The 22,164-nt window shown below is 62.3% G+C and carries 21 protein-coding genes; 8 read left to right on the top strand and 13 right to left on the bottom strand.

Going from position 1 to position 22,164, the window contains the following annotated elements; genetic code table 11:
- Nucleotides 1–73: 73 nt before the first annotated feature.
- Nucleotides 74–1,693, bottom strand: a complete 1,620-nt coding sequence (locus IEV38_RS10680) for a sigma 54-interacting transcriptional regulator (protein ID WP_188396209.1) — start codon at nt 1,691–1,693, stop codon at nt 74–76.
- Nucleotides 1,694–1,795: 102 nt separating this feature from the next.
- Here IEV38_RS10680 and IEV38_RS10675 point away from each other — a divergent pair, with 102 nt between their 5' ends.
- The 4 genes from IEV38_RS10675 (at nt 1,796) to mqo (IEV38_RS10660) (ending at nt 6,944) form a co-directional block, all read left to right on the top strand.
- Complete coding sequence (locus IEV38_RS10675) at nt 1,796–2,383, top strand: DUF4202 domain-containing protein (protein ID WP_188396208.1); 588 nt, start codon at nt 1,796–1,798, stop codon at nt 2,381–2,383.
- Between the two features lie 117 nt (nt 2,384–2,500).
- A complete protein-coding gene (locus IEV38_RS10670) occupies nt 2,501–3,160 on the top strand; it encodes an epoxyqueuosine reductase QueH (protein WP_188396207.1) in 660 nt (219 codons plus the stop codon).
- Between the two features lie 244 nt (nt 3,161–3,404).
- A complete protein-coding gene (mqo, locus tag IEV38_RS10665) occupies nt 3,405–5,018 on the top strand; it encodes a malate dehydrogenase (quinone) (RefSeq protein WP_188396206.1) in 1,614 nt (537 codons plus the stop codon).
- Between the two features lie 240 nt (nt 5,019–5,258).
- Complete coding sequence (mqo, locus tag IEV38_RS10660) at nt 5,259–6,944, top strand: malate dehydrogenase (quinone) (protein ID WP_188396205.1); 1,686 nt, start codon at nt 5,259–5,261, stop codon at nt 6,942–6,944.
- A gap of 67 nt (nt 6,945–7,011) precedes the next feature.
- Here mqo (IEV38_RS10660) and IEV38_RS10655 read toward each other — a convergent pair whose 3' ends face one another.
- The 6 genes from IEV38_RS10655 to IEV38_RS10630 form a co-directional block, all read right to left on the bottom strand.
- Nucleotides 7,012–9,426: a TonB-dependent siderophore receptor gene (locus IEV38_RS10655; RefSeq protein WP_229728985.1), complete on the bottom strand. Its 2,415-nt coding sequence runs from the start codon at nt 9,424–9,426 to the stop codon at nt 7,012–7,014.
- 133 nt (nt 9,427–9,559) lie between these two features.
- Entirely contained in the window at nt 9,560–10,450 is an 891-nt protein-coding gene (locus IEV38_RS10650; RefSeq protein WP_188396203.1) for a FecR family protein, read from the bottom strand.
- Nucleotides 10,447–11,001, bottom strand: coding sequence for an RNA polymerase sigma factor (locus tag IEV38_RS10645; RefSeq protein ID WP_188396202.1), 555 nt, complete (start codon nt 10,999–11,001; stop codon nt 10,447–10,449). The genes IEV38_RS10650 and IEV38_RS10645 overlap by 4 nt, the downstream gene beginning before the upstream one ends.
- Before the next feature lie 107 nt (nt 11,002–11,108).
- The gene (gene dinB, locus IEV38_RS10640) at nt 11,109–12,266 is read right to left on the bottom strand and encodes a DNA polymerase IV (RefSeq protein ID WP_188396201.1); all 1,158 of its coding nucleotides are present in this window, start codon (nt 12,264–12,266) and stop codon (nt 11,109–11,111) included.
- Nucleotides 12,267–12,415: 149 nt separating this feature from the next.
- On the bottom strand, nt 12,416–12,847 hold the full coding sequence (locus IEV38_RS10635) for a hypothetical protein (RefSeq protein ID WP_188396200.1): 432 nt from the start codon (nt 12,845–12,847) through the stop codon (nt 12,416–12,418).
- Between the two features lie 218 nt (nt 12,848–13,065).
- Complete coding sequence (locus tag IEV38_RS10630) at nt 13,066–13,398, bottom strand: hypothetical protein (RefSeq protein WP_188396199.1); 333 nt, start codon at nt 13,396–13,398, stop codon at nt 13,066–13,068.
- A 258-nt stretch (nt 13,399–13,656) separates the two neighbouring features.
- Between IEV38_RS10630 and IEV38_RS10625 the strand changes: the two genes are divergently transcribed.
- Nucleotides 13,657–14,349 carry a hypothetical protein gene (locus tag IEV38_RS10625; protein ID WP_229728984.1) on the top strand — a complete coding sequence of 231 codons (693 nt, stop codon included), beginning with the start codon at nt 13,657–13,659 and terminating at the stop codon, nt 14,347–14,349.
- Nucleotides 14,350–14,464: 115 nt separating this feature from the next.
- Nucleotides 14,465–15,040 (top strand): outer membrane beta-barrel protein, encoded by a 576-nt coding sequence (locus tag IEV38_RS10620; RefSeq protein ID WP_188396197.1) that lies wholly within the window; start codon nt 14,465–14,467, stop codon nt 15,038–15,040.
- Between the two features lie 36 nt (nt 15,041–15,076).
- On the opposite strand, the gene IEV38_RS10615 is transcribed toward IEV38_RS10620, so the two are convergent.
- Nucleotides 15,077–16,225: a helix-turn-helix transcriptional regulator gene (locus tag IEV38_RS10615; protein ID WP_188396196.1), complete on the bottom strand. Its 1,149-nt coding sequence runs from the start codon at nt 16,223–16,225 to the stop codon at nt 15,077–15,079.
- Between the two features lie 229 nt (nt 16,226–16,454).
- On the opposite strand from IEV38_RS10615, the gene IEV38_RS10610 reads away from it, so the two are divergent.
- A complete protein-coding gene (locus IEV38_RS10610; protein ID WP_188396195.1) occupies nt 16,455–16,985 on the top strand; it encodes an NAD(+) diphosphatase in 531 nt (176 codons plus the stop codon).
- A gap of 37 nt (nt 16,986–17,022) precedes the next feature.
- Here the strand turns inward: IEV38_RS10610 and IEV38_RS10605 are convergent, their stop codons facing one another.
- The 4 genes from IEV38_RS10605 to IEV38_RS10590 all read right to left on the bottom strand — a co-directional run bounded on the left by IEV38_RS10605 (nt 17,023) and on the right by IEV38_RS10590 (nt 21,080).
- Nucleotides 17,023–17,352, bottom strand: a complete 330-nt coding sequence (locus IEV38_RS10605) for a DUF2288 domain-containing protein (protein ID WP_188396194.1) — start codon at nt 17,350–17,352, stop codon at nt 17,023–17,025.
- Between the two features lie 12 nt (nt 17,353–17,364).
- Nucleotides 17,365–17,568, bottom strand: coding sequence for a SlyX family protein (locus IEV38_RS10600; protein ID WP_188396193.1), 204 nt, complete (start codon nt 17,566–17,568; stop codon nt 17,365–17,367).
- Nucleotides 17,565–18,953, bottom strand: a complete 1,389-nt coding sequence (locus IEV38_RS10595) for a chloride channel protein (RefSeq protein ID WP_188396192.1) — start codon at nt 18,951–18,953, stop codon at nt 17,565–17,567. Before IEV38_RS10595 ends, IEV38_RS10600 begins: the two co-directional genes overlap by 4 nt.
- 72 nt (nt 18,954–19,025) lie before the next feature.
- On the bottom strand, nt 19,026–21,080 hold the full coding sequence (locus IEV38_RS10590) for a UvrD-helicase domain-containing protein (protein WP_188396191.1): 2,055 nt from the start codon (nt 21,078–21,080) through the stop codon (nt 19,026–19,028).
- Between the two features lie 192 nt (nt 21,081–21,272).
- On the opposite strand from IEV38_RS10590, the gene IEV38_RS10585 reads away from it, so the two are divergent.
- Nucleotides 21,273–21,764, top strand: a complete 492-nt coding sequence (locus tag IEV38_RS10585; protein WP_188396190.1) for an SRPBCC family protein — start codon at nt 21,273–21,275, stop codon at nt 21,762–21,764.
- Nucleotides 21,765–21,827: 63 nt separating this feature from the next.
- On the opposite strand, the gene IEV38_RS10580 is transcribed toward IEV38_RS10585, so the two are convergent.
- Nucleotides 21,828–22,154, bottom strand: coding sequence for a BON domain-containing protein (locus IEV38_RS10580; protein ID WP_188396189.1), 327 nt, complete (start codon nt 22,152–22,154; stop codon nt 21,828–21,830).
- Nucleotides 22,155–22,164: the final 10 nt, after the last annotated feature.

Here is a 22,164-nt window from a genome sequence, read left to right as displayed (position 1 = left end):
TCATGCGCCCGGATCACGACACTTTGTCGACAAAATGTCGCCACATTGTCGGCAGTCGGTGCTCGCTGCAGGATCAGCCGCCCTGCAGCTTGCGCCACCGGTAGCCGAACTGGCGCGGCGTCAGGCCCAGCGACTGCGCCGCGCGCGACTGGTTGCCGCCATGCCTTTGCAGCGCCTGACGCAAGGCCTCGGCCGGATGGGAATCGCGGTGCAGGTAGGCGCGCACCAGCGCGGGATCGGCCGCCGCCGCGGATTCCGACAGCGCCTGCACGTCAACCTCGCGCGGCAGCAGGCGCGTCACCTCGTCGGCCGACACCACCGGCTGATCGGTCAGCAGCACCAGCCGCTCGATCGTGTTCGACAGCTCGCGGATGTTGCCCGGCCACGGTTGCGCCTCCAGCACGTCGAGCGCGGCGCCGGACAGATGGACGTTGCGCTGGTTGGCCTGATTGGTGCGGTTGAGGAAATGCAGGGCAAGCGCGCGGATGTCCTCGCGCCGCTCGGCCAGCGACGGCAGACGGATGGGAATCACGTTGAGCCGGTAGAACAAGTCGCGCCGGAAAGCGCCGCGCGCGACCTCCGCCGCCAGATCGCGGTTGGTGGCCGCCACCAGCCGCACGTCGACCGCGATCTCGCGCTTGCCGCCGAGCCGCACGATGGTGCCCTCCTGCAGCGTGCGCAGCAGCTTGGTCTGCAACGCCAGCGGCATCTCGCCGATCTCATCCAGGAACAGCGTGCCGCCGTCCGCCTGCTCGAACCAGCCGGCGCGCGCCACCGTCGCGCCGGTGAAGGCGCCGCGTTCATGGCCGAACAATTCTGACTCGAACAGCGTGTCCGGGATCGCCGCACAGTTGACCTTGATGAACGGCGCATCGCGCCGGCCGCTGGCCAGATGCAATGCGCGTGCGAACAGTTCCTTGCCGGTCCCGGACTCGCCGAGCAGCAGCACGCTGGCGCTGGCCTGCGACACGCGCTCGAGTTCGTCGAGCGCACGCAACAGAGCCGGCGAACTGCCGATGATGCCGTAGCGCGCCGCTGCCGATTCGAGCGCACGCGACAGCAAGGCATTGCGATTTTCGAGTGCGCGGGTCTTTTCTTCCACCAGCGACTGCAACTGCAACAATTGCCCAACCAATGTCGCCAGCATGCCCAGCAGCGCCACGTCGTCGGCCAGCAAGGCCTTGCGGCTGCGGATGCGATGCACGCCGAGCACGCCGACGGTGCGACGGTTCATCTCGATCGGCAGCGCAAGAAAGGCCACGGTCTCCTGCGGTAGCTGCGCGCGCGACACGGCACGGCCCAGGAAGCGCGGTTCGGCGTCGATGTTCTGCACGATGATGGCCTGGCCGCTCGCCAGCACCGCGCCAGTGATGCCTTCCCCATAGGCATAGCTGCCACGCGCGGCCTCTCGCCGCGTCAGTCCGTACGAGTAGCGGATCGAGGCGGAAGCCTGCGCCGGCGGCCGGGTCTCGTCCTGCTCCAGGCCGTCGAGCAACACGATGCGGCCACGGTTCAGGCCCAGCAGCTCCGACAGCAGATGCAGCATCTCGCGGAACACGATCTCCGGCGCCAGACTTTTCCCAACCAGCCGCATCACTTCGCCGAGCAACAGGCGCTCCTGCTCGCGCCACGAAGGTTCGGAAGGGCGGGCGGACGAGGTGCGGGCGGGACGAGGACGAGTCGGACGGTTCATGGCACGTTGCGATGCAAGCTGCATGCCATCGCCCGCGCCGCCGTGCTGCACAATGACGCCATCTGCGCGAAAATAGCCACCTTCCCGATCACGGATCACGCCATGAGCAAGCTGGAACAGGCCCTGCAGGCCTTCGATGCCTACAACCGCAACGACCCGAACGTCTTCGTCTGGCAAGGCGAGGAATGGCCGCGCGAATATTTCTTCGCCCTCAAGCTGCACGAATGGGTACTGAAGCTGCGCCCGGATGCCGGCGAGGCGCTGCTGCTCGCCGCGCGCTGCCAGCACATCGGGCGCTGGGAAGTGCCACGCAGCAGCTATCCGGAAGGCCGCATCGGCTACCTGACCTGGCGCAAGGACCTGACGCGCTACCACGCCGACAAGGCGGCCGGCATCCTGCGCGGGATCGGTTACGACGACGACACCATCGCGCGCGTGCGCACCATCCTGCTCAAGCAGGGCATCAAGCAGGACGACGAGGTGCAGACGATGGAGAATGCGCTGTGCCTGGTGTTCCTCGAATTCCAGTACGAGGATTTCCACGCGAAGAATACCGACAAGATCGTGGAGATCCTGCGCAAGTCGCTGGTGAAGATGGATGGCGAGGGTCATCGCCATGCACTGCAACTGCCCTACTCGCCGGCGGCGCGCGCCTCGGTGGACGACGCCGTGCGGCTGCTGCAGGGCTGACAACATTTCTCCTTCGCAACGTTGGATGCGCGCAGCCACGGCGCACGTCCCTTCTGATACCATAGCGGTCCGCGCGAAACTGCCGGCAAACGCCGGCGCCACGCCACGAGACCACAGATGACCGACTTCAATCGCAACCCCATTCCGCTGCCGGAAAAACCCGGCAAGGTGCTGCTGCATTCGTGCTGCGCGCCCTGTTCGGGCGAGGTGATGGAAGCCATGCTCGCGAGCGGCATCGACTACACGATCTTCTTCTACAACCCCAACATCCATCCCGAGAAGGAATACCTGCTGCGCAAGGAGGAGAACATCCGCTTTGCCGAAAAGCACGGCGTGCCCTTCATCGATGCCGACTACGACACCGACAACTGGTTCGCGCGCGCCAAGGGCATGGAGGACGAACCCGAGCGCGGCATCCGCTGCACCATGTGCTTCGACATGCGCTTCGAGCGCACCGCGCTGTATGCGCACGAGCACGGTTTCCCGGTCATCACGAGTTCGCTCGGCATCTCGCGCTGGAAGAACATGGCGCAGATCAACGACTGCGGCGTGCGCGCGGCGGCCAGGTATCCGGACCTGATGTACTGGGAATACAACTGGCGCAAGCAGGGCGGCTCGGCGCGCATGATCGAGATTTCCAAGCGCGAGGATTTCTATCAGCAGGAATACTGCGGCTGCGTCTATTCGCTGCGCGACACCAATCGCCACCGCCGCGAGAACGGCCGCGACCGCATCCAGTTCGGCGTGCAGTTCTATCGCTCGAACCCGGCCAAGTAAGGCCGTCATCGGCCCCGACGCGGCGCGTGCCGGTCGAGGCAGGTCATGACGGGATCGGACAGGTTTTTTTGCGCGCACTGCCGTCAGGCGCTAAAATTGACCCTCTTTGGCCCGGCAAACGGCAAAAAACGCCTGCCTTTCATTTTTGGCATCGTTTTGAGAGCAGATACGTCTCGAAGCAGTACAGATAACCGAAATTAGTTTCCGCTCCGGCTCGCACCTTCACCTCCTTGTGGCACTCACTATGTATTTTCCCCGACCGCGCTTCTCACGCTCGACCCTCACGGCGGAAAACGACAAGCCCGTCCACGCCGTCCTGATCGGCGGCGGCATCATGAGTACCACGCTGGCGACCTATCTGCAGGAGCTGGAGCCCGACTGGAAGATCCATCTGTTCGAGAGCATGGACGGCGTGGCGCTGGAAAGCACCAGCGGCTGGAACAATGCCGGCACCGGCCATTCCGGCTTTGCCGAACTCAACTACACGCCCGAGCGCGACGACGGCAGCATCGACACCAGCCGCGCGATCGACATCGCCGAGCAGTTCGAGATCTCGCGCCAGTTCTGGGCGCACCAGGTGCGCATCGGCCGCCTGCCCTCGCCATCCGACTTCATCCATCCGACCCCGCACATGAGCTTCGTCTGGGGCGAGGACAACATCGCCTACCTGCGCAAGCGCCATGCGGCGCTCATCACGCATCCGCTGTTTTACGGCATGCAGTATTCGGAAGACCCCGCGCAGATTCGCGAGTGGGCGCCGCTGATGATGGAAGGCCGCGATCCGCAGCAGAAGATCGCCGCGACCTGGATGCCGCTCGGCACCGACGTCAATTTCGGCGAGATCACCTGCCAGCTGATCCACGCGCTCGAACGCAATCCGAACTTCCACCTGCACCTGTGTCACAAGGTGCGCCGCCTGCGCCAGAACGCCGACAAGACGTGGAACGTCACCGTGTTCGACGTCAAGGCCGGCCGCCAGCGCACCGTCAAGTCCAAGTTCGTCTTCATCGGCGCCGGCGGCGCCTCGCTCAAGCTGCTGCAACGTTCGGGCATTCCGGAATCGCGCAATTACGCAGGCTTTCCGGTCGGCGGCCAGTTCCTCGCCTTCAATTCGCCGGACATCGCCGAACGCCACGGCGTCAAGGCCTACGGCAAGGCCGAGGCCGGCTCGCCGCCGATGTCGGTGCCGCACCTCGACGCGCGCCGGCTCGACGGCAAGCCGGCCGTCATGTTCGGCCCGTTCGCGCTCAAGAGCAGCAAGTTTCTCAAGGAAGGCTCGCGGCTCGACCTGATCACCTCGGTCAACCGCCACAATGTCGCCAGCATGCTCGCGGTGGGCAGCAAGAACCTCGATCTCGTCAAATACCTGGCACAGCAGGCCACGCTGACCGATGCCGACCGCCATGCCGCACTGGTGAAATACTTCCCGCAGGCCAAACCCGAAGACTGGAAACTCGTCACGGCCGGTCAGCGCGTGCAGGTCATCAAGCGCGATCCGAAGAAAGGCGCTGTGCTGCAGTTCGGCACCGAAGTCGTCACCGACGCCGAATGCAGCATCGCCGCGCTGCTGGGCGCCTCGCCAGGCGCCTCCACCGCGCCCTCGATCATGCTGAATGTGCTGTCGCGCGCATTTCCGCAAGAGATGGCCGCGCGCTGGGAAGCGCGCCTGAAGGAAATCATTCCGTCCCATGGCCACAAGCTCAACGACAGCCCGGCACTGACCAACCGGATTCGCCGCCTGACCAGCGAAACACTGCAACTGCCCCACCTGCAGGTGCCGGAGACCGATGCCTTCGCGGTTGCCGTCACTGCCGCCGTCGAAGAGAACGGAAGCACCAAGGAAATGCAGGCGCTGTAAGCACGGCCACCTCCGCAACCGGGGCACACCCCGGTTCTGCTCCAACGGGCATCTGCCCATCCACCGCACTGCACTTATTGCCTGCCGTCAAGTCAATGACTATGGCGGGCAAGGGGTTTTAACATTTTTCATTTCCCCTCCTGCATCTGAATTGATACTCTAGCAAGGCAATCAGATCGCCCGATGGCATGACTGCACCGGGCGCCTCCTTCTCAACTTCTTCAATGGCAGGTCCTGCTTATGAAAAAGACGCTCAAAACCTTGCTCATCATCGTGCTGTCGCTGCTGGTGGCACTCGCCCTCTTCCTCTACTGGCCGCTTTTCCCACGCTCCGCGCCCAAGGCGGAGAACGAACAGCCGGTTGATGCCGTCATGATCGGCGCCGGCGTCATGAGCACCACGCTGGCGACCTACCTGCAGGAGCTCGAACCCGACTGGAAGATCCACGTGTTCGAGCGCATGGACGGCGTCGCGCTCGAAAGCTCGAACGGCTGGAACAACGCCGGCACCGGTCACTCCGCCTTCGCCGAGCTCAACTACACGCCGGAACTACCGGACGGCACCATCGAGACCAAGCGCGCGGTCGGCATCGCCGAACAGTTCGAAGTCTCGCGCCAGTTCTGGGCGCATCAGGTCAAGCAGGGCCGACTCAACGTGCCATCGGATTTCATCAACCCGACGCCGCACATGAGTTTCGTCTGGGGCGACGACAACATCACCTACCTGCGCAAGCGCCACGAGGCGCTGGTGAAGAATCCGCTGTTCTACGGCATGCAGTATTCGGAAGACCCGCAGCAAATCCACCAGTGGGCACCGCTCATGATGGAAGGCCGCGATCCGCAGCAGAAGATCGCCGCCACCTACATGCCGCTGGGTACCGACGTCAACTTCGGCGTCATCACCAACCAGCTGATGCAGTCGCTGCAACGCAATCCCAACTTCCACCTCGAACTCAGTCATGAAGTGCGTGGCCTGCACCAGAACGAGGACAAAACTTGGAACGTCACCGTTCATGACCTGAAGGCCAACAAGGACCGCACGATCAAGTCGCGCTTCGTCTTCATCGGCGCCGGCGGCGCAGCGCTCAAGCTGCTGCAGCTGTCGGGCATTCCGGAAGCCAAGGATTACGCGGGCTTCCCGGTCGGCGGCCAGTTCCTCGCCTTCGAATCGCCCGCCATCGCCGGCCGTCATGGCGTGAAGGCCTACGGCATGGCGGAAACCGGTTCGCCGCCGATGTCAGTGCCGCACCTCGATGCGCGCAAGCTCGACGGCAAGCCGGTCGTGCTGTTCGGCCCGTTCGCGCTGCAAAGCACCAAGTTCCTCAAGGACGGCTCATGGTTCGACCTGTTCTCGTCGGTCAACCACGACAACTTCACCGGCATGCTGCGCGTGGGCAAGGACAACCTCGACCTCGTGAAATACCTGGTGCAGCAGGCCACGCTCAACGACAAGGACCGTCAGGCCGAACTGGTCAAGTACTTCCCGCAGGCCAGGCAGGAAGACTGGAAGCTCGTCACCGCCGGCCAGCGCGTGCAGGTCATCAAGCGTGATCCCGAAAAAGGCACGGTGCTGCAGTTCGGTACCGAGATCGTGACCGACAAGGACGGCACGATCGCCGCCCTGCTCGGCGCCTCGCCCGGCGCCTCGACCTCGCCACCGATCATGCTGACCGTGCTGTCGAAGACCTTCCCGCAAGAGATGGCCGCGCGCTGGGAATCGCGCCTGAAGGAAATCATCCCGTCCTACGGCAAGAAACTCAACGACAGCCCGGCACTGACCAACCAGATCCGCCGCTACACCAGCGAGACGCTCAAGCTGCCGTACCTGCAGGTGCCGGAGAACGGCCAGCCGGCGGCAAGCGGTCCGGTGCCAGTCGAGAATCCGCCGGTGGAGGATCACATCAATCGGGAGTTGCAGGCGTTGTAGAAAACGTACCGCAGCTTACAAACAAAAAATGGCACTGCTTGCAGTGCCATTTTTTCTGCAAGACCACTTAGAAGTCGTAACGTACGGTGAGCACGGCATTGCGAGGGGAACCATAGTGCCCGTAACTTCCACCCATGCCCGCATAGTATGTCTTATCAAACAGATTGTTCACATTCAAGGTAGCAACCAACTGCTTAGTGAACCGATATCGTGCCAACAGATTCACCACGGCATAAGACTCCTGATGCACAGTCGCTCCGTAACTGCTGAAATAAAGTGAACTGTCGGAATTCCAATTAATGCCTCCGCCCAGCATCAAGTTATTCCACTCGCCGGAAAGCGCATAGGTTGTCCAAAGACGGAAGGTATTGGACGGTACATATGTAAGTGACCTAATCCCTTGAGCATTTTTGGTTGTGGATCTGGAGAAACTCGTTTGGACATTCCAGTTACGGGCAATCTCGCCAGTCAGCTCAAGATCAATGCCTTCCGTACGCGCTCCTTTAATGGCACGGTACGCATTGTTAGTGGTTCCGGGAACCGTGTAGCCTGTATCCAATTCAGCCACGTTGTCGCGGTCAATTCGATAGATTGCTGCGCTGCCATTTAAACGCCCGCCATAGAATTCACCTTTCCAACCCAGTTCGTAGTTCTTGCCCACTATGGGATCCAAGACTTGCCCTGTACGATCCTGAGCGGATTGCGGCTTGAAAATATCGGTATAGCTGGCATACAGGGATTGTTCCCGTGTCAGATCGTAGACCAGCGCCGCATAGGGAGTAATCTGGCTACGCTCTCTCATGGAAATACGCTGCACCCAGTTATCCGGGGGACTTTCGTAAAAGTAGTCATAGTCGTAATCAGACACCCTTGCGCCAACAAAAACTTTTACCTCATCTGCCAGATTGAATTTGGTCGCTGCAAAAGCCCCTCGCTGACGAGTCGCTATATTGAATATTTCGGCTACCGCTCCCGTGTCTACCGGCATCGCCAATTCATTATTCCAGGTATAAAAATTGACCGTTGACAATCCTGCGTCATAACCAATGTGCTTGTTGTCGTAGGATGCATAGTTGAGGCCGGCGGCAAATTCATGCTTGCGCCCCAGCAGATCAAAAGGCCCTTGGAGAGTGACGTCCATGCCTTTCTGTACCTGATCAGCGCCCGCTCTGTAATGAAGCATCTGTGCGCTACCGGTCGCCTGATCAATATAGGATCGCCCACCTGACGTACGGTATGCACCGGACACCGCCGATCGATCTGCATCCATATAATTTGCGGCAAGTTTCAGCAACCAGTCGTTCGGCAGTTTTTGTTCCAGACCAAATGCATAGTTGTATGTCTCGATATTTTCAGTGTTCCAGCGCGCTCCGGAGCTGACCGAACGAGGAAAGTTGGTTTGCACACCGTTATTGAAAATCAATGGCACACCAGGGGCGCCGGACGTTTGATACTTCTGATAATCGACACCAAAACGAAGTAAAGTCGTGTCGGTCAGATCGGCCTCAATGACGCCATACAGGATATCTTTATCCAGACCGTACCAATCCATGAAGCTATTGCTTTTCTGTGTTGCCGCAACCAATCGACCTCGTACGTTTCCGGCTTGATTCAATGACCCGGAGACATCCGCTTCCGCACGATAGAAATCCCACGATCCGATACCTGCCTGTGCATGTGCTTGAAATCCCTTGACAGGACGCTTCCGCACCAAATTCACAACGCCACTCGGTTCACCTGCACCTGTCATCAAGCCAGTTGCGCCTCGCACCACCTCGACATGATCGTACAAGGCCATATCAAGCAATGTGCTCGGCATGTTGCGTGTCTGGCTTTGCTGAGTAGTCGTCACTCCGTCCAATTGATAGGTATCCAACGCACTGCCACGTGAAGAAATGCTGTAACGCTCCAAGCCATCCTGCGACATCGTGATGCCAGGTACCTGATTGAGCACTTCGGTCATGCTGTTTATCTGCTGATCATCGATACGCTGGCGTGTGATGACGCTGATACTCTGCGGCGTTTCACGCAGCGACAGATTCATCTTGGTTGCCGTGCTCGTCACACCGGTCGTATAGGCCCCCGTATTCTCGGTGATTGCATCAAGCCCCGCATTGACCGTCACTGCCGGCAACACTCCGCTCTCCACATCAGCGCCCGGCCCGTTCGTCACCGTAAACGTCTTCGCATCGCGCGCCGTGGCTGTCAGGCCGCTGCCCGTCAACAAGGCTCTCAACGCATCCGCCGCCGTGTAACTGCCACGCAGGGCCGAAGCCTGTTTGCCTTCGGTCAGGCTGCCGGAAAAGATGACCTGGATTCCTGTTTGCTGCGCCAGAGTGTTGAGCGCCTGCCCCAACGGGCCTGCCGCGAGATCGATGGCGTGCGCCGTTGTGCCGGCTGATACTTGTGACGACTGCGCATGGCCATCTGTCGGAGAGACGAAGGCGCCGGTTGCCACGGCGAGTGCGAGGCTGATGGTCATCGCATGGCACCTTGGCAGGGAAAGAGAACGGGATTGCGTGGGTCGGGACATGGTTTCCTCAAGTTGTAGATGGTTTCGAGGAAGCTTGTCGTTCGAGGGTATGCCCGACCCTACCTGCAAATGAAAATAATTTTTATCTGGCGCCAAGTTCGGTGCTGCCGTCCGCCTTGCGCTCGACCTGTAGCGGCAGGATGCCCGGCAACAGCCTGAGAAGTTGGTCGGTATTGCGGCTGTCGAACACGCCGGAAACGGTCAGACGGCCGGTTTGCGCGTCCGCCAGCCGGATGGGCGCGCGGTGATAGCGCTGGATGACGGCAAGGGCTTCCGTCAGCGGCGTGTCGAGGAAGACCAGCCGCCCGTCTTTCCACGCGCCTTGCGTGTCTCCGGCGATGTCCGCGCGGGACAACGCTTGCGCCTCGTCGACATCGGATACCTCGGCCTGCTGTCCTGGAAGCAGCACGATCTGCGCATTCTTGCGATCCTTGCGCCAGACGGCCACCTTGCCTTCGTAGACCGATACGCTGGTGCCGTCCGGCCGCCGCCAGACGTCGAAGCGCGTGCCGACCACGCGCACCTGCGTCTGCCCCGCATCCACGGTGAATGGCCGCCAGATGGCCGCTGCCACGTCGAAATGCGCGCGGCCATCGGCCAGGACCACGCGGCGCGAACGCAGATGCCATTGCACCGTCAATTCGGTGGCGGTATCCAGCACCAGCCGGCTGCCGTCCGCAAGCTCGACCGTGCTGCGCTCTCCGATCTGCGTGACGAAATGCTCGCTGCGATAGGCCGGGTCGATCCCCCACAGACCTGCTGCCAGCAACGCCGCCAATGCGGTGCCGGCTGCGGCCGTGCGTTTGCGGCGCGGCGCGCGGGACGACGGTACCGGGAACATCGTCTTCAGCGCATCGCGATGCGTATCGAGAGCTGCGCCTACTTTTTCGGCATCGCGCTGTTTGCGCGTCGCATGGCCGGCAGCGGTCTCGGGCTGCCTGTCTTCAGGCTCATGAGCGGTGCTGATCTTCATGCGGCGGACTGCAAGGCAAAGCGGCAGCAGGCGACGCCGATGCGCAGATGTTTTTCCACCGTCTTGAGCGAAATGCCGAGATGGCGCGCGACCTCGGCCTGCGGCCACTCATGGATCTTGTGCAGCACGAAGACGTCGCGGCAGCGTGGCGGCAGGGAGTCGATGGATTGCGCGAGCAACATCAACTGCTGGCGCATCGCATGGCGGTATTCCGGTTCGCTGGCCTGGCCTGCGCACAGGTGTTGCAGTTCGGGATGATCGTCGAACGAGGTGGCGAGCTGGCGCCAGCCGTTTTCCTGCCGCAGGTTGTCGATGGCGCGGCGCTTGCTGAGCGTGCGCAGGAAGGCCAGCGGCACCTTGACCTCTTCGCCGCCCTGCTCGCCCTTGAGCAGTTGCAGGCAGACTTCGTGCACGGCTTCGCGCGCGGTGTCGCGCACCTGATGACGATCGCTCTGGAACGCACCGGCGGCACGGCAGACGTAGCCGACCAGCTCTTCGTAGTGCTGGACCAGCCTGGCGAGCAATGGAGAAGGAACGTCCTTGGAAAGCATTTCGTGCGGGAAGACAACGGCAAAGGACGCCAAGTATAGACCATAACGAGAATCATTCTCTTCTTGGCAAAGCAAAGTCGTCGCGGCCGTTGGCTATACACGACACCTCAGGCGTGCAGATCGAACAGGCTGCCCTGCTGCGCGCTGCTGGCCGGCATGCCGTCGCTGGGTGTCAGCGTGCCGATGCGCACGCCGAGCAGGCGCAAGCGCTGTTCGAGCTTGACGCGCCGCAGGCATTCGCCGGCGGCCTGGCGGATCACGGCGGCGTCGGCCGTCGCCTCGGGCAGCGTGAGGTCGCGCGTGACGGTGCTGAAATCGGCGTAGCGCAGCTTGATGCCGACCGTGCGGCCGACCACCTTCTTGCGCTGCAGGTCGCCCGCCACGCGTTCGCAGAGCTGCGTGAACAGCGCCGACAGTTCGGCACGGTCCTGCTTCGCATGCAGGTCGCGCTCGAAGGTGGTTTCGCGGCTGACCGACTTGGGTTCGGAATGGGTGACGACCTGCCGTTCGTCGCGCCCCTGCGCCACGCGCACCAGCCACGCGCTGTAGCTGCGGCCGAAGTTCGCCTGCAGCACGCCGGCGTCGCAGGCGGCCAGTTCGGCGATGGTATGGATGTTCAGTGTCGCCAGTTTCTGCGCGGCCTTGGGACCAATGCCGTTGATCTTCCGCACCGGAAGCGGCCAGATGCGCGTCGGGATGTCGGCCTCGGTGAGGATGGTCAGACCGTCCGGCTTGTCGAGGTCGGAGCAGATCTTGGCGAGCAGCTTGTTGGGCGCGAGGCCGATCGAGCACGACAATCCGGTCGCCTCGCGCACGGCCTGCTTGATGCGGCGCGCGACGTCATCGGCCTCGGTACCGAACGCCTGCAGGTCGATGTAGATTTCGTCGATGCCGCGATCCTCGATCTGCGGCGCGATTGCCGCCACCGCCGCCTTGAACAGGCGCGAGTAATGACGATAGGCGTTGAAGTCGGTCGGCAGCAGGATCGCATCGGGCGCGAGCTTGGCGGCCTTCATCAAACCCATGGCCGAGAACACGCCGAGCGCACGCGCTTCATAGGTCGAGGTAGTGACCACGCCGCGGCCCGCGTAGTCGCGCAGGCGCCGGTAACAGAAGCTGCCGTCGGCCTGTTCGACCGGCGCCGAAGCCGAACCGCCGCCGATCACCACCGGCTGTCCGCGCAGTTCCGGGTAGCGCAGCAGTTCGACCGATGCATAGAAGGCATCCATGTCGAGATGCGCGATCGGACCGGAAACGGAAGACATGAGGAATAGGCTGGCGAGGCAAAAAGGCAGGCGCAAGCATAGCACCTTTACTGTACATGCATACAGTCATGATCTCGCACCGCGTCTGCCAACGACAAGGGCGGAACCACTTGCATGGTTCCGCCCTGGCGCACGATGGAATCACCCGATCAGCGCGTGGTAGCGGGCACCACCGGATCGGATGGGGTGGACGGCTTGCCGGTCACGGGATCGACAGGCGGCTGACCCTGGTTCATCTGTCTTACTTCTTCGCGACGTTCCTGACGGGCTTCGCGCTTCTCGGCCCTGTACTCTTCCTTGGCAGCTTTCTTTTCAGCCTTGTATTCGTCTTTTGCAGCACCTTTTTCGGCCTTGTAGTCAGCGCGTGCCTCGGCAGTGGCCACGCGTTTTTTCACGTACGGATCGTTCGTGTAGTTCAGGCGCGACTGATCGGTGTATGCCGGATCGTTCGGGTTCGCAGGGGCGGATTCCGCAGGCACCACGATCTGCGCAGGCGCGGTCGCCGGGGCCGACTGAGCGGCGGCGAATTGCGAGAACATGGCGACGGCGGCACCGGCCAGAATGGGTTTGAGCTTGGTCATATCGACTCCTGTTCTTTTACTTTGATCAAAAACCGACGAAACGGCAGCCGAATGCTGAACGCTTCGGCACATGTTTCATGCGGCCATCGGATCGCACACAGTGTGCGCTTGTACCGAGAGACCTCGGTGGCAGCGCAGAGTTCAGGCGAACTGCATTCAAGCATGCGTCATCGGCCCTGCTCTGTACGATGACCAACATAAAAGCGCAATGCAGGGATTCATCGCGTCAGCACGATCGCCAGCGAGACCACCGAGCAGGCCAGCGCGGTCGTTGCCATGACCATCATGCGGCGACTGCGCTGCTGGTTTTCCAGCGCGGCGCGTTCCAGCGTCATCACGGTTTTCTGCAACTGCTCGGCCAGTTCGCGGATATTGGTCGCATTCTGCGAGGCGGCTTCCTGCAACTCGCTGATCTGATCCTGCAGCAGCAGTTCATCGCTGCCGGCGGAGCGGTCGATCTTGCGGCTCTTGAAGATCGGTTGCGCCGCCGTGATGATGGTGCCGACATGGGGAAGAATCGCCTTGATCGTGGGCAACAGCCATGCATACATGATGAAAATCCTTGTCGAGGAGTGAATGAAGGCAGGCGATCCGTGTCGAAACCGCAGGCCTGCAGTTTATTGACTGCCGGCGCAAGCATACGTTGCATTCGGATTGCGCGCCGGCCATGCCGAGATCATTGGCCCTCCCTGCGCAATGATTCGCCATGGTTTTAACGCAATCCTGTGCGTCTTTTTAAGTTATATTGCTCGCACTTCGACGGCATGACTTTCCATGCCTCCGCCTCCACAAAAATGAATCCCGTTTCCATGCCCGATCCTCACGCACTATTGAAGCCGCTCGACGCCTACATCGTCGAAGACCTGAGCAACGCCGACATCGCCGCCACCGGCAAGCTGGCAGCCTCCATCCTCGGCCAGCTCTCCGAACCCGTATTGCAGCTGCTCGAGGCAGCCGGCATCGCCGACGAGATCAGCGTCGAATTCTTCCCCGATCCCGACGACGAGAGCACGCCCGGCACGCTGATCTTCTGGCCGCCCACGCGCACCAGCGAGACCAGTACGCGCGAGGATGCCTTCCATGCCGAATACGCGCTGCGGCTCGCGGTGTTCCTGTCGGAACGCGAGGACGAGGACGTGATCTATCCGCCCGGCTTCAGCATGGTGCTCAAACTCAACGAGAGCGCCTGCGAACTCGCCAAGAACCTGCCGCCGGCCGTCTATGAGCGCCTGGAATTCCAGATCAAGGGCGGCCGTCTGCCGAACGGTTTCGAATTCCTCGACGACAGCGAACACATCCCGGTCCTGCCCAGCATGCGCCGCCAGTTCCTGAAGGCGATCACGCGCGCGCACAGCGTGACGGCGAAAAAGAAAAGCAAGGAATTCGAAGCCGTGATGGCGCACTACATCTGGGACAACACCGAACCGGACGAACATTTCTCCGCCGTGCTGACCGCACTCGCCACGCTGTTCGTCGCGCTGCATCACCAGTCCAAACTGTAAGACAGCCCCCCTTCATCATGTAACGCCGCATCCCTCGCATGAGGGATAGCGGGCGTACAGCTGCCTCCCTATCATGCCGGATAGCAATTTTGCTCATTCCCGCATAAAGGCAGACATGAAAAAACAACTCTCCCTCCTCGCATTCGGCATTGCCACCGCCCTGCCGCTTTCGGCCTTCGCAGAAGGCGCCTATGTCGGCGTCAATGCCGGACGCGCCAATCATAAGGTTCATTTCGACGACGGCGAATCCGCCAAGGACAACGCAACCGGTTACAAGCTGTATGCCGGCTACAATTTCAACCAGAACTTCGGCGTCGAGGGTGGCTACACCCACCTGGGCAAATACAGCGACAGCTGGGACGACGGCGCCGGCGACTCCGGCAGCGAGACGATCAAGGGCCGTGCGCTCTACGTCGCCGCCACCGGCACCTTGCCATTGAGCGAGCAGTTCTCGCTGTTCGGCAAACTGGGCGTGACCCAGAACCGGGTCAAGGCCAGCATCGTCGAAAACGGAAACTTCGCTTCCGCCTCGAAGAGCCGCACCACTGGCCTGTTCGGCGTCGGTGCCAGCTTCCACTTTTCCAGGAATCTGGCAGCGGTCCTCGAATACGAGAATTACGGCAATGTGAAGTTCAGCGACGTCAAACTGAAAGCCAACCTGGTATCGATCGGTCTGCGCTACGCCTTCTAATCGCACGCGCGATACGCCGGGCGCACCTGCCCGGCGTCACGACACGGGAGGAACGACAAAGAAGGCGGGACTCGCCAGCAACATCGACACCAGATCCGGCTGACGCCGCGTCCCGGTCTTGAGATAGATATTCTTCAGTTGCGATTTGACGGTATGCAGCGAAGTCCCGCGTTCTTCCGCGAATTCGCCCAGTGTCCGTCCGCAACACAGCGCAACCGCCAATTGCGCCTCCACCGCAGACAAGCCGAACAGCGCCTGCACCGTAGCGAGCACCGGTTGCGGCTGCTGCTCCGGATCGAACACGAACATCAGCGCCGCGCCGTGAGGCAGTGCCGCATCGCCGGCATGCAGAGGCACCATCAACAGCAGCAACGGCGGATGTCCTTCACGCGGCAATCGGGTAACGGATTCGTGACTGATACCGTCACGCCTGCTTGCCGCCACTGCGAGCGAGACGTCGAATCCCAGACGGCGTGTCAGCGCGCCATTGCGCGCCTGCAGATGACCATCCTGCAAATACAGCACACCTTCCTCGATTAATCTTTCCGCACTGCGATTGCAATGCGCGACGCGCATGCGCTCGTTGAACAGGAAGACCGGCATGGCCAGCGCATCCAACCCTGCAGCCAGCAGTTGCCGATCGATGCGCGATTCGTCGAGTCGCTGGCGCATCTGGATCGCCCGTTGCAGGTGCGGCACCAGCCGATTGAGGAGATCCATCTCATCTCGCGCAAACGGCGGCTGGTCGCGGCGGCGCTGCAGGATCAGCTGCGTCAGCCACGGCCCTTCCTGCAGCACGATGGCGCCCGCCGCATAAGCCACGCCTTGCGGCGCCAGCCATTCGGTATAGAAACGCGTCCGTGAAAAACCGTCCGGGTAGCTGACGTCGAGGTTGCTGGCATAGAAGTGCGCAATCGGCGCCTGCATGATATGGCTCGCCAACACGTCATCGCGCGCATATTCAAGCGCATAGGATTCGGCCCATGCCTGGGTGATGGCACCGGCCAGCCACAGCGCCTTCACCTCGTGGGTATCGCAATGGCGGATGATCATGGTCACCGCCCTCAGGTCCAGCACCTCCACCAGCTTGTCGACAAACAGACGAAAACCGTCCGGCGCCAGCACCGCATCGTAAAGATGTCCGAGAAAATCGTAACCATCGGGGATGCGGGTACCGGTATGCATAAGAGAGGAACGCGAAGACATCGACTGGAAAATTGCCCGACGGCAGGTCGTCGGATGATAAACAAGCCGTGGATGCAAGGCAAGAACATGCCCGGCCCGATGCCCGCCGCCGGCACGTGGGTGAAGACGATTCCATAAGTCTCGGCTATCGCGAAATTCATGCAAACGATTGGATATCGCCTTCCATCGGATTCACCATGCAAGCATCGTCATTCAACCGATTGCCTCCATGAACCACTGCCACGAATGCGGCCATCGACTCACGTTGCGCCCCTTCCCCGAAGAAGGCGACGTCCCATACTGCACGCCGTGCGCAGCGTTCCGCTTTCCGGTCTTCAGCACGGCGGTCAGCACCGCCATTCTGAACCCGGCGATGGACCGGGTGCTGCTGATCCGCCAGACCAACCGCGACGACTTCATCCTGCTGGCCGGCTACGTGAAGAAAGGCGAGGATGCGGAGAACACGCTGGTGCGCGAAGTGCGCGAGGAAGTCGGCCTGAACGTGACGGCCTTCGAATACATGCGCAGCCGCTATTTCGCGCGCACCAATACGCTGATGCTCAACTTCGTGTGCGTCGCCGACTCGGAAGACGTCAGCCGCCTCAACTACGAGATCAGCAAGGCGGTCTGGTTTCCGCTCCACGAAGCGACGCGGCAGATCAAGGACGGCAGCCTGGCCAAGGCCTTCCTGCTCGCCATCGTCGCGCGGCTCGGCGACAACGAACAGCGCCTGCGCCCGGCCGCTTCCATCCTGAACTGAAGAGAACCGAAGAAGCGCGCGCGGCCGGCGCGGCATCTCAATGCACGGACTTGCCCGGCTCCGGCTTCCTCTCCTGCACCAGCACCCAGGGCCGCGCCACCACCGTCCACAGCAGCGGATTGCTGGCGCTCCACGCCAGCGCGTGCTCGTCGTTGGCGCGCACGATGCGGCCTTCGTTGATCCATTGCTCGATGCTCGTCTTGTCGTCGATCGAGACGCGCGCCGCCACATCGACGAGGTCGAGTTCGTTGCTGACCACCACCACGTGGCCGCCGGCGAAGAAGCGCTGCAGTTCTTCCCATGCGATCTGCGAGGTTTCGAGGTTCAGCTTGGTGTGCAGCAGCTGGCGTTCCTGTTCGTCGTTCATGCGTTGTTCATCCTAGTAATGCGGCGGCGGCTCGTTGAGCGGCTTCTGCTGCGCTTCCTCGCGCACCTCGACCAGGCGCCGCGCGAGACCGGCGCATACCGCTTCCAGTTCGTCGAGCTTCTTCTGCTGTTCATAGATCGTGCGGTTCAGCGTATCGAGCAGGTCTTCCTGCGCCGCCAGCTTGATTTCGAGATCGGCGATGCGTTCTTCGTTCATGTCTTTTCCGATGTGGTTTGCGCCTGTTCGGCCTGGTGCCGGTGCATGGCTTCGCGCCGGAAGTTGCGTGCGGCCATGTGATAGAACGGCCGCGGGCAGAACTGGCGCGAAACGAAGGAAGCCAGCAGCGTGGTCGCCAGCAGCAACAGCGTGATTTCCTGGCTGCGCGTCATTTCCATCACGATCACGGCGGCGGTGATCGGCGACTGCGTGGCGGCGGCCAGGAAGCCCGCCATCGACAGCAGCACGATCAGCCTGCCGTCGGCCAGGCCCGGCAGGAACTGCGCGATATTGTCGCCGATGCCGGCGCCGATCGCCAGCGAAGGCGTGAAGATGCCGCCCGGGATGCCGGCGAAATACGAGAGGATGGTCGCGCCCAGCTTGGCCAGCCCGAACAGCATGCTGTCGACCGGATGGCCGTTCAGCAGCGCCGCCGACTGCTCGTAGCCGGTGCCGTAGGTGGTGCCCGCCGTCAGCAGGCCCAGCAGCGCCACCAACAGCCCGCAGATCGCCGCCAGCAGGATCGGACGGCGTTGCGGCCATGTGCGCAGGCGCGACGGCAGCCATGCGGCGGGGCCGGCCAGCAGGGCCTTGGCGAACAGGCCGCCGAGCACGCCATTGCACAGCGCGCACAGCAGAACCGCGCCCCATGCGGCCTGCACCGCCAGCATCGATTCGAGAATCTGGAAATACGGATTGTTGCCGACCAGCGCCAGTGCGATGAAGCCCGCGCTCAGTACCGCCGCGATCACCAGCCGGTCCCAGCGCACCACGCTGCCGCGCCCGAGCTCCTCGATGGCGAACACCACGCCCGCCAGCGGCGTGTTGAAGGCAGCCGCAAGCCCGCCGGCGGCACCGGCCGCGATCAAGGCGTCGGGCCGGAAACCGACTGCGAAGCGGCGCCGCTTCTGCCACCAGTTGCCCCAGGCCAGCATGGCGGCCGCGCCAACCTGCACCGACGGTCCCTCGCGCCCGATCGACGCACCGGCCAGCAGGCCGGCGGCAGTCAGCACGATCTTCCACAGCGACTGGCGCAGCGACACCAGCGTGGTCTGCGCGCTCCCGGCCGGCATGGACATCGCCGCGATCACCTGCGGAATGCCGCTGCCGCGTGCCTCGGGTGCGTAGCGCAAGGTGAGCCAGCGGATCGCGGCGAATGCCGGCGGCAGCATCAGCAGCGCGCTCCACCAGTGCGCATGCGTGATGTGGCGGTTCCAGTGCAGCATGGTTTCGGCCAGCCATGCAAAGCCGAGCGAGAACAGCGCGACGATCGCCGCGCCGCCGAGGAAGACGGCGATGCGCCACGAGTGGCGGGACACGCGGCGCGTATGGCGTTTATGGCGCGCGCGTTTTCCGAGGGCGGGACGGACGACGGAATCGGTCATGGATCTAGTGCGACGACGAAGAGAAGGACGAGCCGCCGTCACGCATGATCCATGCCATCGGCCGTCTGCCCGTCACGCCGCGCGCGGCTTTTGCAGCAGCGCCTTGAGGTTGGCGAGCCGGTTCTGCGGCGTGATGGTTTCTTCTTCGGTCGGCACCGCGTCGCCCTCGTCGAGCTTCATTTCCTTGATGAAGCGCGAGACGTCGCAGTGCACGTATTCGCGCGCGCGCTTGCGGCGCTTGCACCACGTCACGTGCAGCGAGCGCTGCGCACGCGTGATGCCGACGTACATCAGGCGCCGCTCTTCCTCGATGCGCGCGCCCAGCGTGTCGGCCGGCGCATCGGGATCGCCCTTGTGCGGCAGGATGCCCTCTTCCACGCCGACCAGGAACACGTGCGGGAACTCGAGTCCCTTGGAGGCGTGCAGCGTGGACATGCGCACCGCATCGGGCTCCTCGTCCTTGCCTTCGAGCATGGACATCAGCGCCACCATCTGCGTCAGGTCGAGCAGGCTGCGCTCGTCGTCGGTGCCGTCCTTGCCGCCGCTGCCCTTTTCCTTGAGCCAGGTCGTGAAGTCGATCACGTTCTGCCACTTGGACTGCGCCTGGCGGTCGTCGAAGGTGTCGTACAGATAGGCTTCGTAATCGATCGCCTTCATCATGTCGTCGAGCAAGCCGGCCGCATGGCCCTCGCGATGCGCATGCGTCTCGAGGTTGTTGATGAAAGTGCAGAATTCGCGCAGCGGCGCGAGCTGGCGTTCGGCCAGCTTGGCTTCGAGACCGCCCTTGAAGACCGCCTCGAACAGCGAGCACTGCCACTGGCCGGCGAAGGCGCCCAGCGTTTCCAGCGTCGATTGCCCGACGCCGCGGCGCGGCGTGGTCACCGCGCGGATGAAGGCCGGGTCGTCGTCCTGGTTTGCGATCAGGCGCAGGTAGGCGATGATGTCCTTGATCTCGGCGCGGTCGAAGAAGCTCTGGCCACCCGAGATCGTGTACGGAATGCGCTCGCGCCGCAGCGCCTGTTCGATCACGCGCGCCTGATGGTTGCCGCGATAAAGAATCGCGTAGTCGGAAAACTTGGCGCGCCGCTCGAACTTGTGCGCCGACAGCAGGATGGCGACCTGCTCGGCTTCCTGCTCGTCGTCGTCCATGGCCATCACCTTGACCGGATCGCCGAGGCCATGCTCGGACCACAGCGATTTCTCGAACAGCTTGGGATTGTTGCCGATGACGGCATTGGCCGCCTGCAGGATGCGCGTGCTCGAGCGGTAGTTCTGTTCGAGCTTGATGACCTTCAGGTCGGGGAAATCGACCTGCAGCTGCTTGAGGTTTTCGATGGTCGCGCCACGCCACGCATAGATCGCCTGGTCGTCGTCGCCGACCGCCGTGAACATCGGCTTCTTGCCGAGGCCGGTGACCAGCAGCTTGACCAGTTCGTACTGGCAGGTGTTGGTGTCCTGGTATTCGTCAACCAGCAGATAGCGCAGCTTGCGCTGCCAGCGGTCGCGTACCTGTTCGTTGTGGCGGAGCAGTTCGACCGGCAGCCGGATCAGGTCGTCGAAATCAACCGCCTGGTAGGCCGACAGCGTGGCGACGTAACTGCGATAGATGCGTGCGGCCTGTGCCTCGTCCTCGTCCTGCGCGCGGTTGAGCGCCGTGTCGGGATCGATCAGGCCGTTCTTCCACAGCGAGATCGCGGTCTGGATGCGGCGGATCAGCTGCTTGTCGGTGGTGACCGCCATCTCCTGCACCAGCGAGAAACAGTCGTCGCTGTCCATGATCGAGAAGCGGTCCTTCAAACCCAGCGCCTGCGCTTCCTGCCGCAGGATCTTGACGCCGAGCGAATGGAAGGTGCTGACCGTCAGCTGCTTGGCCTGCTTGGGTTCCTTGAGCAGCTTGGCGATGCGCTCCTGCATTTCGAGCGCGGCCTTGTTGGTGAAAGTCAGCGCCGCGATGTTCCGTGCCTCGTAGCCGTATTCCTCGATCAGCTTCGCGATCTTGGTCGTGATCACGCGCGTCTTGCCCGAGCCGGCGCCGGCCAGCACCAGGCACGGCCCATCCATGTAATGGATGGCTTCGCGCTGCGGCGCGTTCAGGCCATGGGTAGAAGCTTGGGGGGAGGCAGACATCGGAAGACCGGAGGGACGACAAAGCGTTTCATTGTAGCAGCGCACCCGGCCGCCGGCATCCGCATCGGCCCCGCATATGGTCACTGCGTGCGCTTGCACGCGTTGGCACCGCGTTCGGCACAGTACAATAAGGGTCATGGTGGCTGCGCACGTTCACCGATTCTTCACCGACTCTTTCATTTTTGTCACTGCATGCAATTCGAACATCTGATTGAAATCAACGACCGTCTCAACCCGCTGATCGATGCGCTGACGCGCGACCAGCTCTGGCGCGGACTGGTGTTGCGGGCCGAACAGCCGATGCTGTTCGTCTCGTATCTGGACGAATGCACGCATCTGGCGCGGGAAACCGATGCCCAGGAACGCGACACCTTGACGCGCGAACTGCGCTACGACGCGCTGCGCATCCGCGATACCGTGACCTTCACGCCGCAGCAGAACGTGCGCTACGACGTGCCAGCGCAGGGAGAGATTCCGACCTCCAGCCTGGTGGTGACGATCGAGGAGCCGCAGGAAGGCGCGCTGTTCGTGCGCTTCGTCTATGACGACGGCCGTTCCGAGGACGACAGCATGGATGCCTTCTACAACGAATTCCGCCGCTCGGCCTACCAGGAAGCCGATATCGACACCATCAAGATGATCCGCGAACTGGCAGCGCAGGGCCGGCTGCAGCCGCCGGTCTGATCGGCATCGAAGAACAAAAAACGCCGGCTTCGAGCCGGCGTTTTTCATGGTGGCGCAGTCTCTTCAGTCCGGAACCTTGATGCTGTTCTTGACCGATTTGACCGACTTCACGCCCTTGGCCGTGGTTTCGGCCAGATACTTGAGCCAGTCGTTCTTGACCTGGCCGCTCAGCGTGACCTCGCCATCCTTGGCCGCCACGGCGATCTTGCTGCCGTCGAGCTGGCTTTCGGCGGCAATCGCCTTTTCCACATCCTTGCGAAGTGCCGCATCCGCGCTGGAAGGCGCGGCGGCAGCGGTGGTCTCCTTATTGGCCTCGGGCGCAGTGCTGGCGCAACCGCCCAGTACCGCCGCACACAATGCCAATGCACAAGCGCGATGAATCTGCTTCATGAGTCTCCTC

This window comes from Oxalicibacterium flavum, assembly GCF_014635065.1.
Lineage (GTDB): Bacteria > Pseudomonadota > Gammaproteobacteria > Burkholderiales > Burkholderiaceae_D > Oxalicibacterium > Oxalicibacterium flavum.
This window is presented reverse-complemented; position numbering and strand designations above follow the sequence as displayed.

Bases quoted from the DNA above. Each gene is read 5' to 3' on its own strand.
- IEV38_RS10595 (WP_188396192.1), bottom strand. From the start codon at position 18,953: ATGACCGATTCCGTCGTCCGTCCCGCCCTCGGAAAACGCGCGCGCCAT.
- mqo (WP_188396206.1), top strand. From the start codon at position 3,405: ATGTATTTTCCCCGACCGCGCTTCTCACGCTCGACCCTCACGGCGGAA.
- IEV38_RS10600 (WP_188396193.1), bottom strand. From the start codon at position 17,568: ATGAACGAAGAACGCATCGCCGATCTCGAAATCAAGCTGGCGGCGCAG.
- IEV38_RS10590 (WP_188396191.1), bottom strand. From the start codon at position 21,080: ATGTCTGCCTCCCCCCAAGCTTCTACCCATGGCCTGAACGCGCCGCAG.
- IEV38_RS10610 (WP_188396195.1), top strand. From the start codon at position 16,455: ATGAACCACTGCCACGAATGCGGCCATCGACTCACGTTGCGCCCCTTC.
- IEV38_RS10630 (WP_188396199.1), bottom strand. From the start codon at position 13,398: ATGTATGCATGGCTGTTGCCCACGATCAAGGCGATTCTTCCCCATGTC.
- IEV38_RS10635 (WP_188396200.1), bottom strand. From the start codon at position 12,847: ATGACCAAGCTCAAACCCATTCTGGCCGGTGCCGCCGTCGCCATGTTC.
- IEV38_RS10615 (WP_188396196.1), bottom strand. From the start codon at position 16,225: ATGCATACCGGTACCCGCATCCCCGATGGTTACGATTTTCTCGGACAT.
- IEV38_RS10625 (WP_229728984.1), top strand. From the start codon at position 13,657: ATGCCCGATCCTCACGCACTATTGAAGCCGCTCGACGCCTACATCGTC.
- IEV38_RS10670 (WP_188396207.1), top strand. From the start codon at position 2,501: ATGACCGACTTCAATCGCAACCCCATTCCGCTGCCGGAAAAACCCGGC.
- IEV38_RS10580 (WP_188396189.1), bottom strand. From the start codon at position 22,154: ATGAAGCAGATTCATCGCGCTTGTGCATTGGCATTGTGTGCGGCGGTA.
- dinB (WP_188396201.1), bottom strand. From the start codon at position 12,266: ATGTCTTCCGTTTCCGGTCCGATCGCGCATCTCGACATGGATGCCTTC.
- IEV38_RS10645 (WP_188396202.1), bottom strand. From the start codon at position 11,001: ATGCTTTCCAAGGACGTTCCTTCTCCATTGCTCGCCAGGCTGGTCCAG.
- IEV38_RS10655 (WP_229728985.1), bottom strand. From the start codon at position 9,426: ATGACCATCAGCCTCGCACTCGCCGTGGCAACCGGCGCCTTCGTCTCT.
- mqo (WP_188396205.1), top strand. From the start codon at position 5,259: ATGAAAAAGACGCTCAAAACCTTGCTCATCATCGTGCTGTCGCTGCTG.
- IEV38_RS10680 (WP_188396209.1), bottom strand. From the start codon at position 1,693: ATGAACCGTCCGACTCGTCCTCGTCCCGCCCGCACCTCGTCCGCCCGC.
- IEV38_RS10620 (WP_188396197.1), top strand. From the start codon at position 14,465: ATGAAAAAACAACTCTCCCTCCTCGCATTCGGCATTGCCACCGCCCTG.
- IEV38_RS10585 (WP_188396190.1), top strand. From the start codon at position 21,273: ATGCAATTCGAACATCTGATTGAAATCAACGACCGTCTCAACCCGCTG.
- IEV38_RS10605 (WP_188396194.1), bottom strand. From the start codon at position 17,352: ATGAACGACGAACAGGAACGCCAGCTGCTGCACACCAAGCTGAACCTC.
- IEV38_RS10675 (WP_188396208.1), top strand. From the start codon at position 1,796: ATGAGCAAGCTGGAACAGGCCCTGCAGGCCTTCGATGCCTACAACCGC.
- IEV38_RS10650 (WP_188396203.1), bottom strand. From the start codon at position 10,450: ATGAAGATCAGCACCGCTCATGAGCCTGAAGACAGGCAGCCCGAGACC.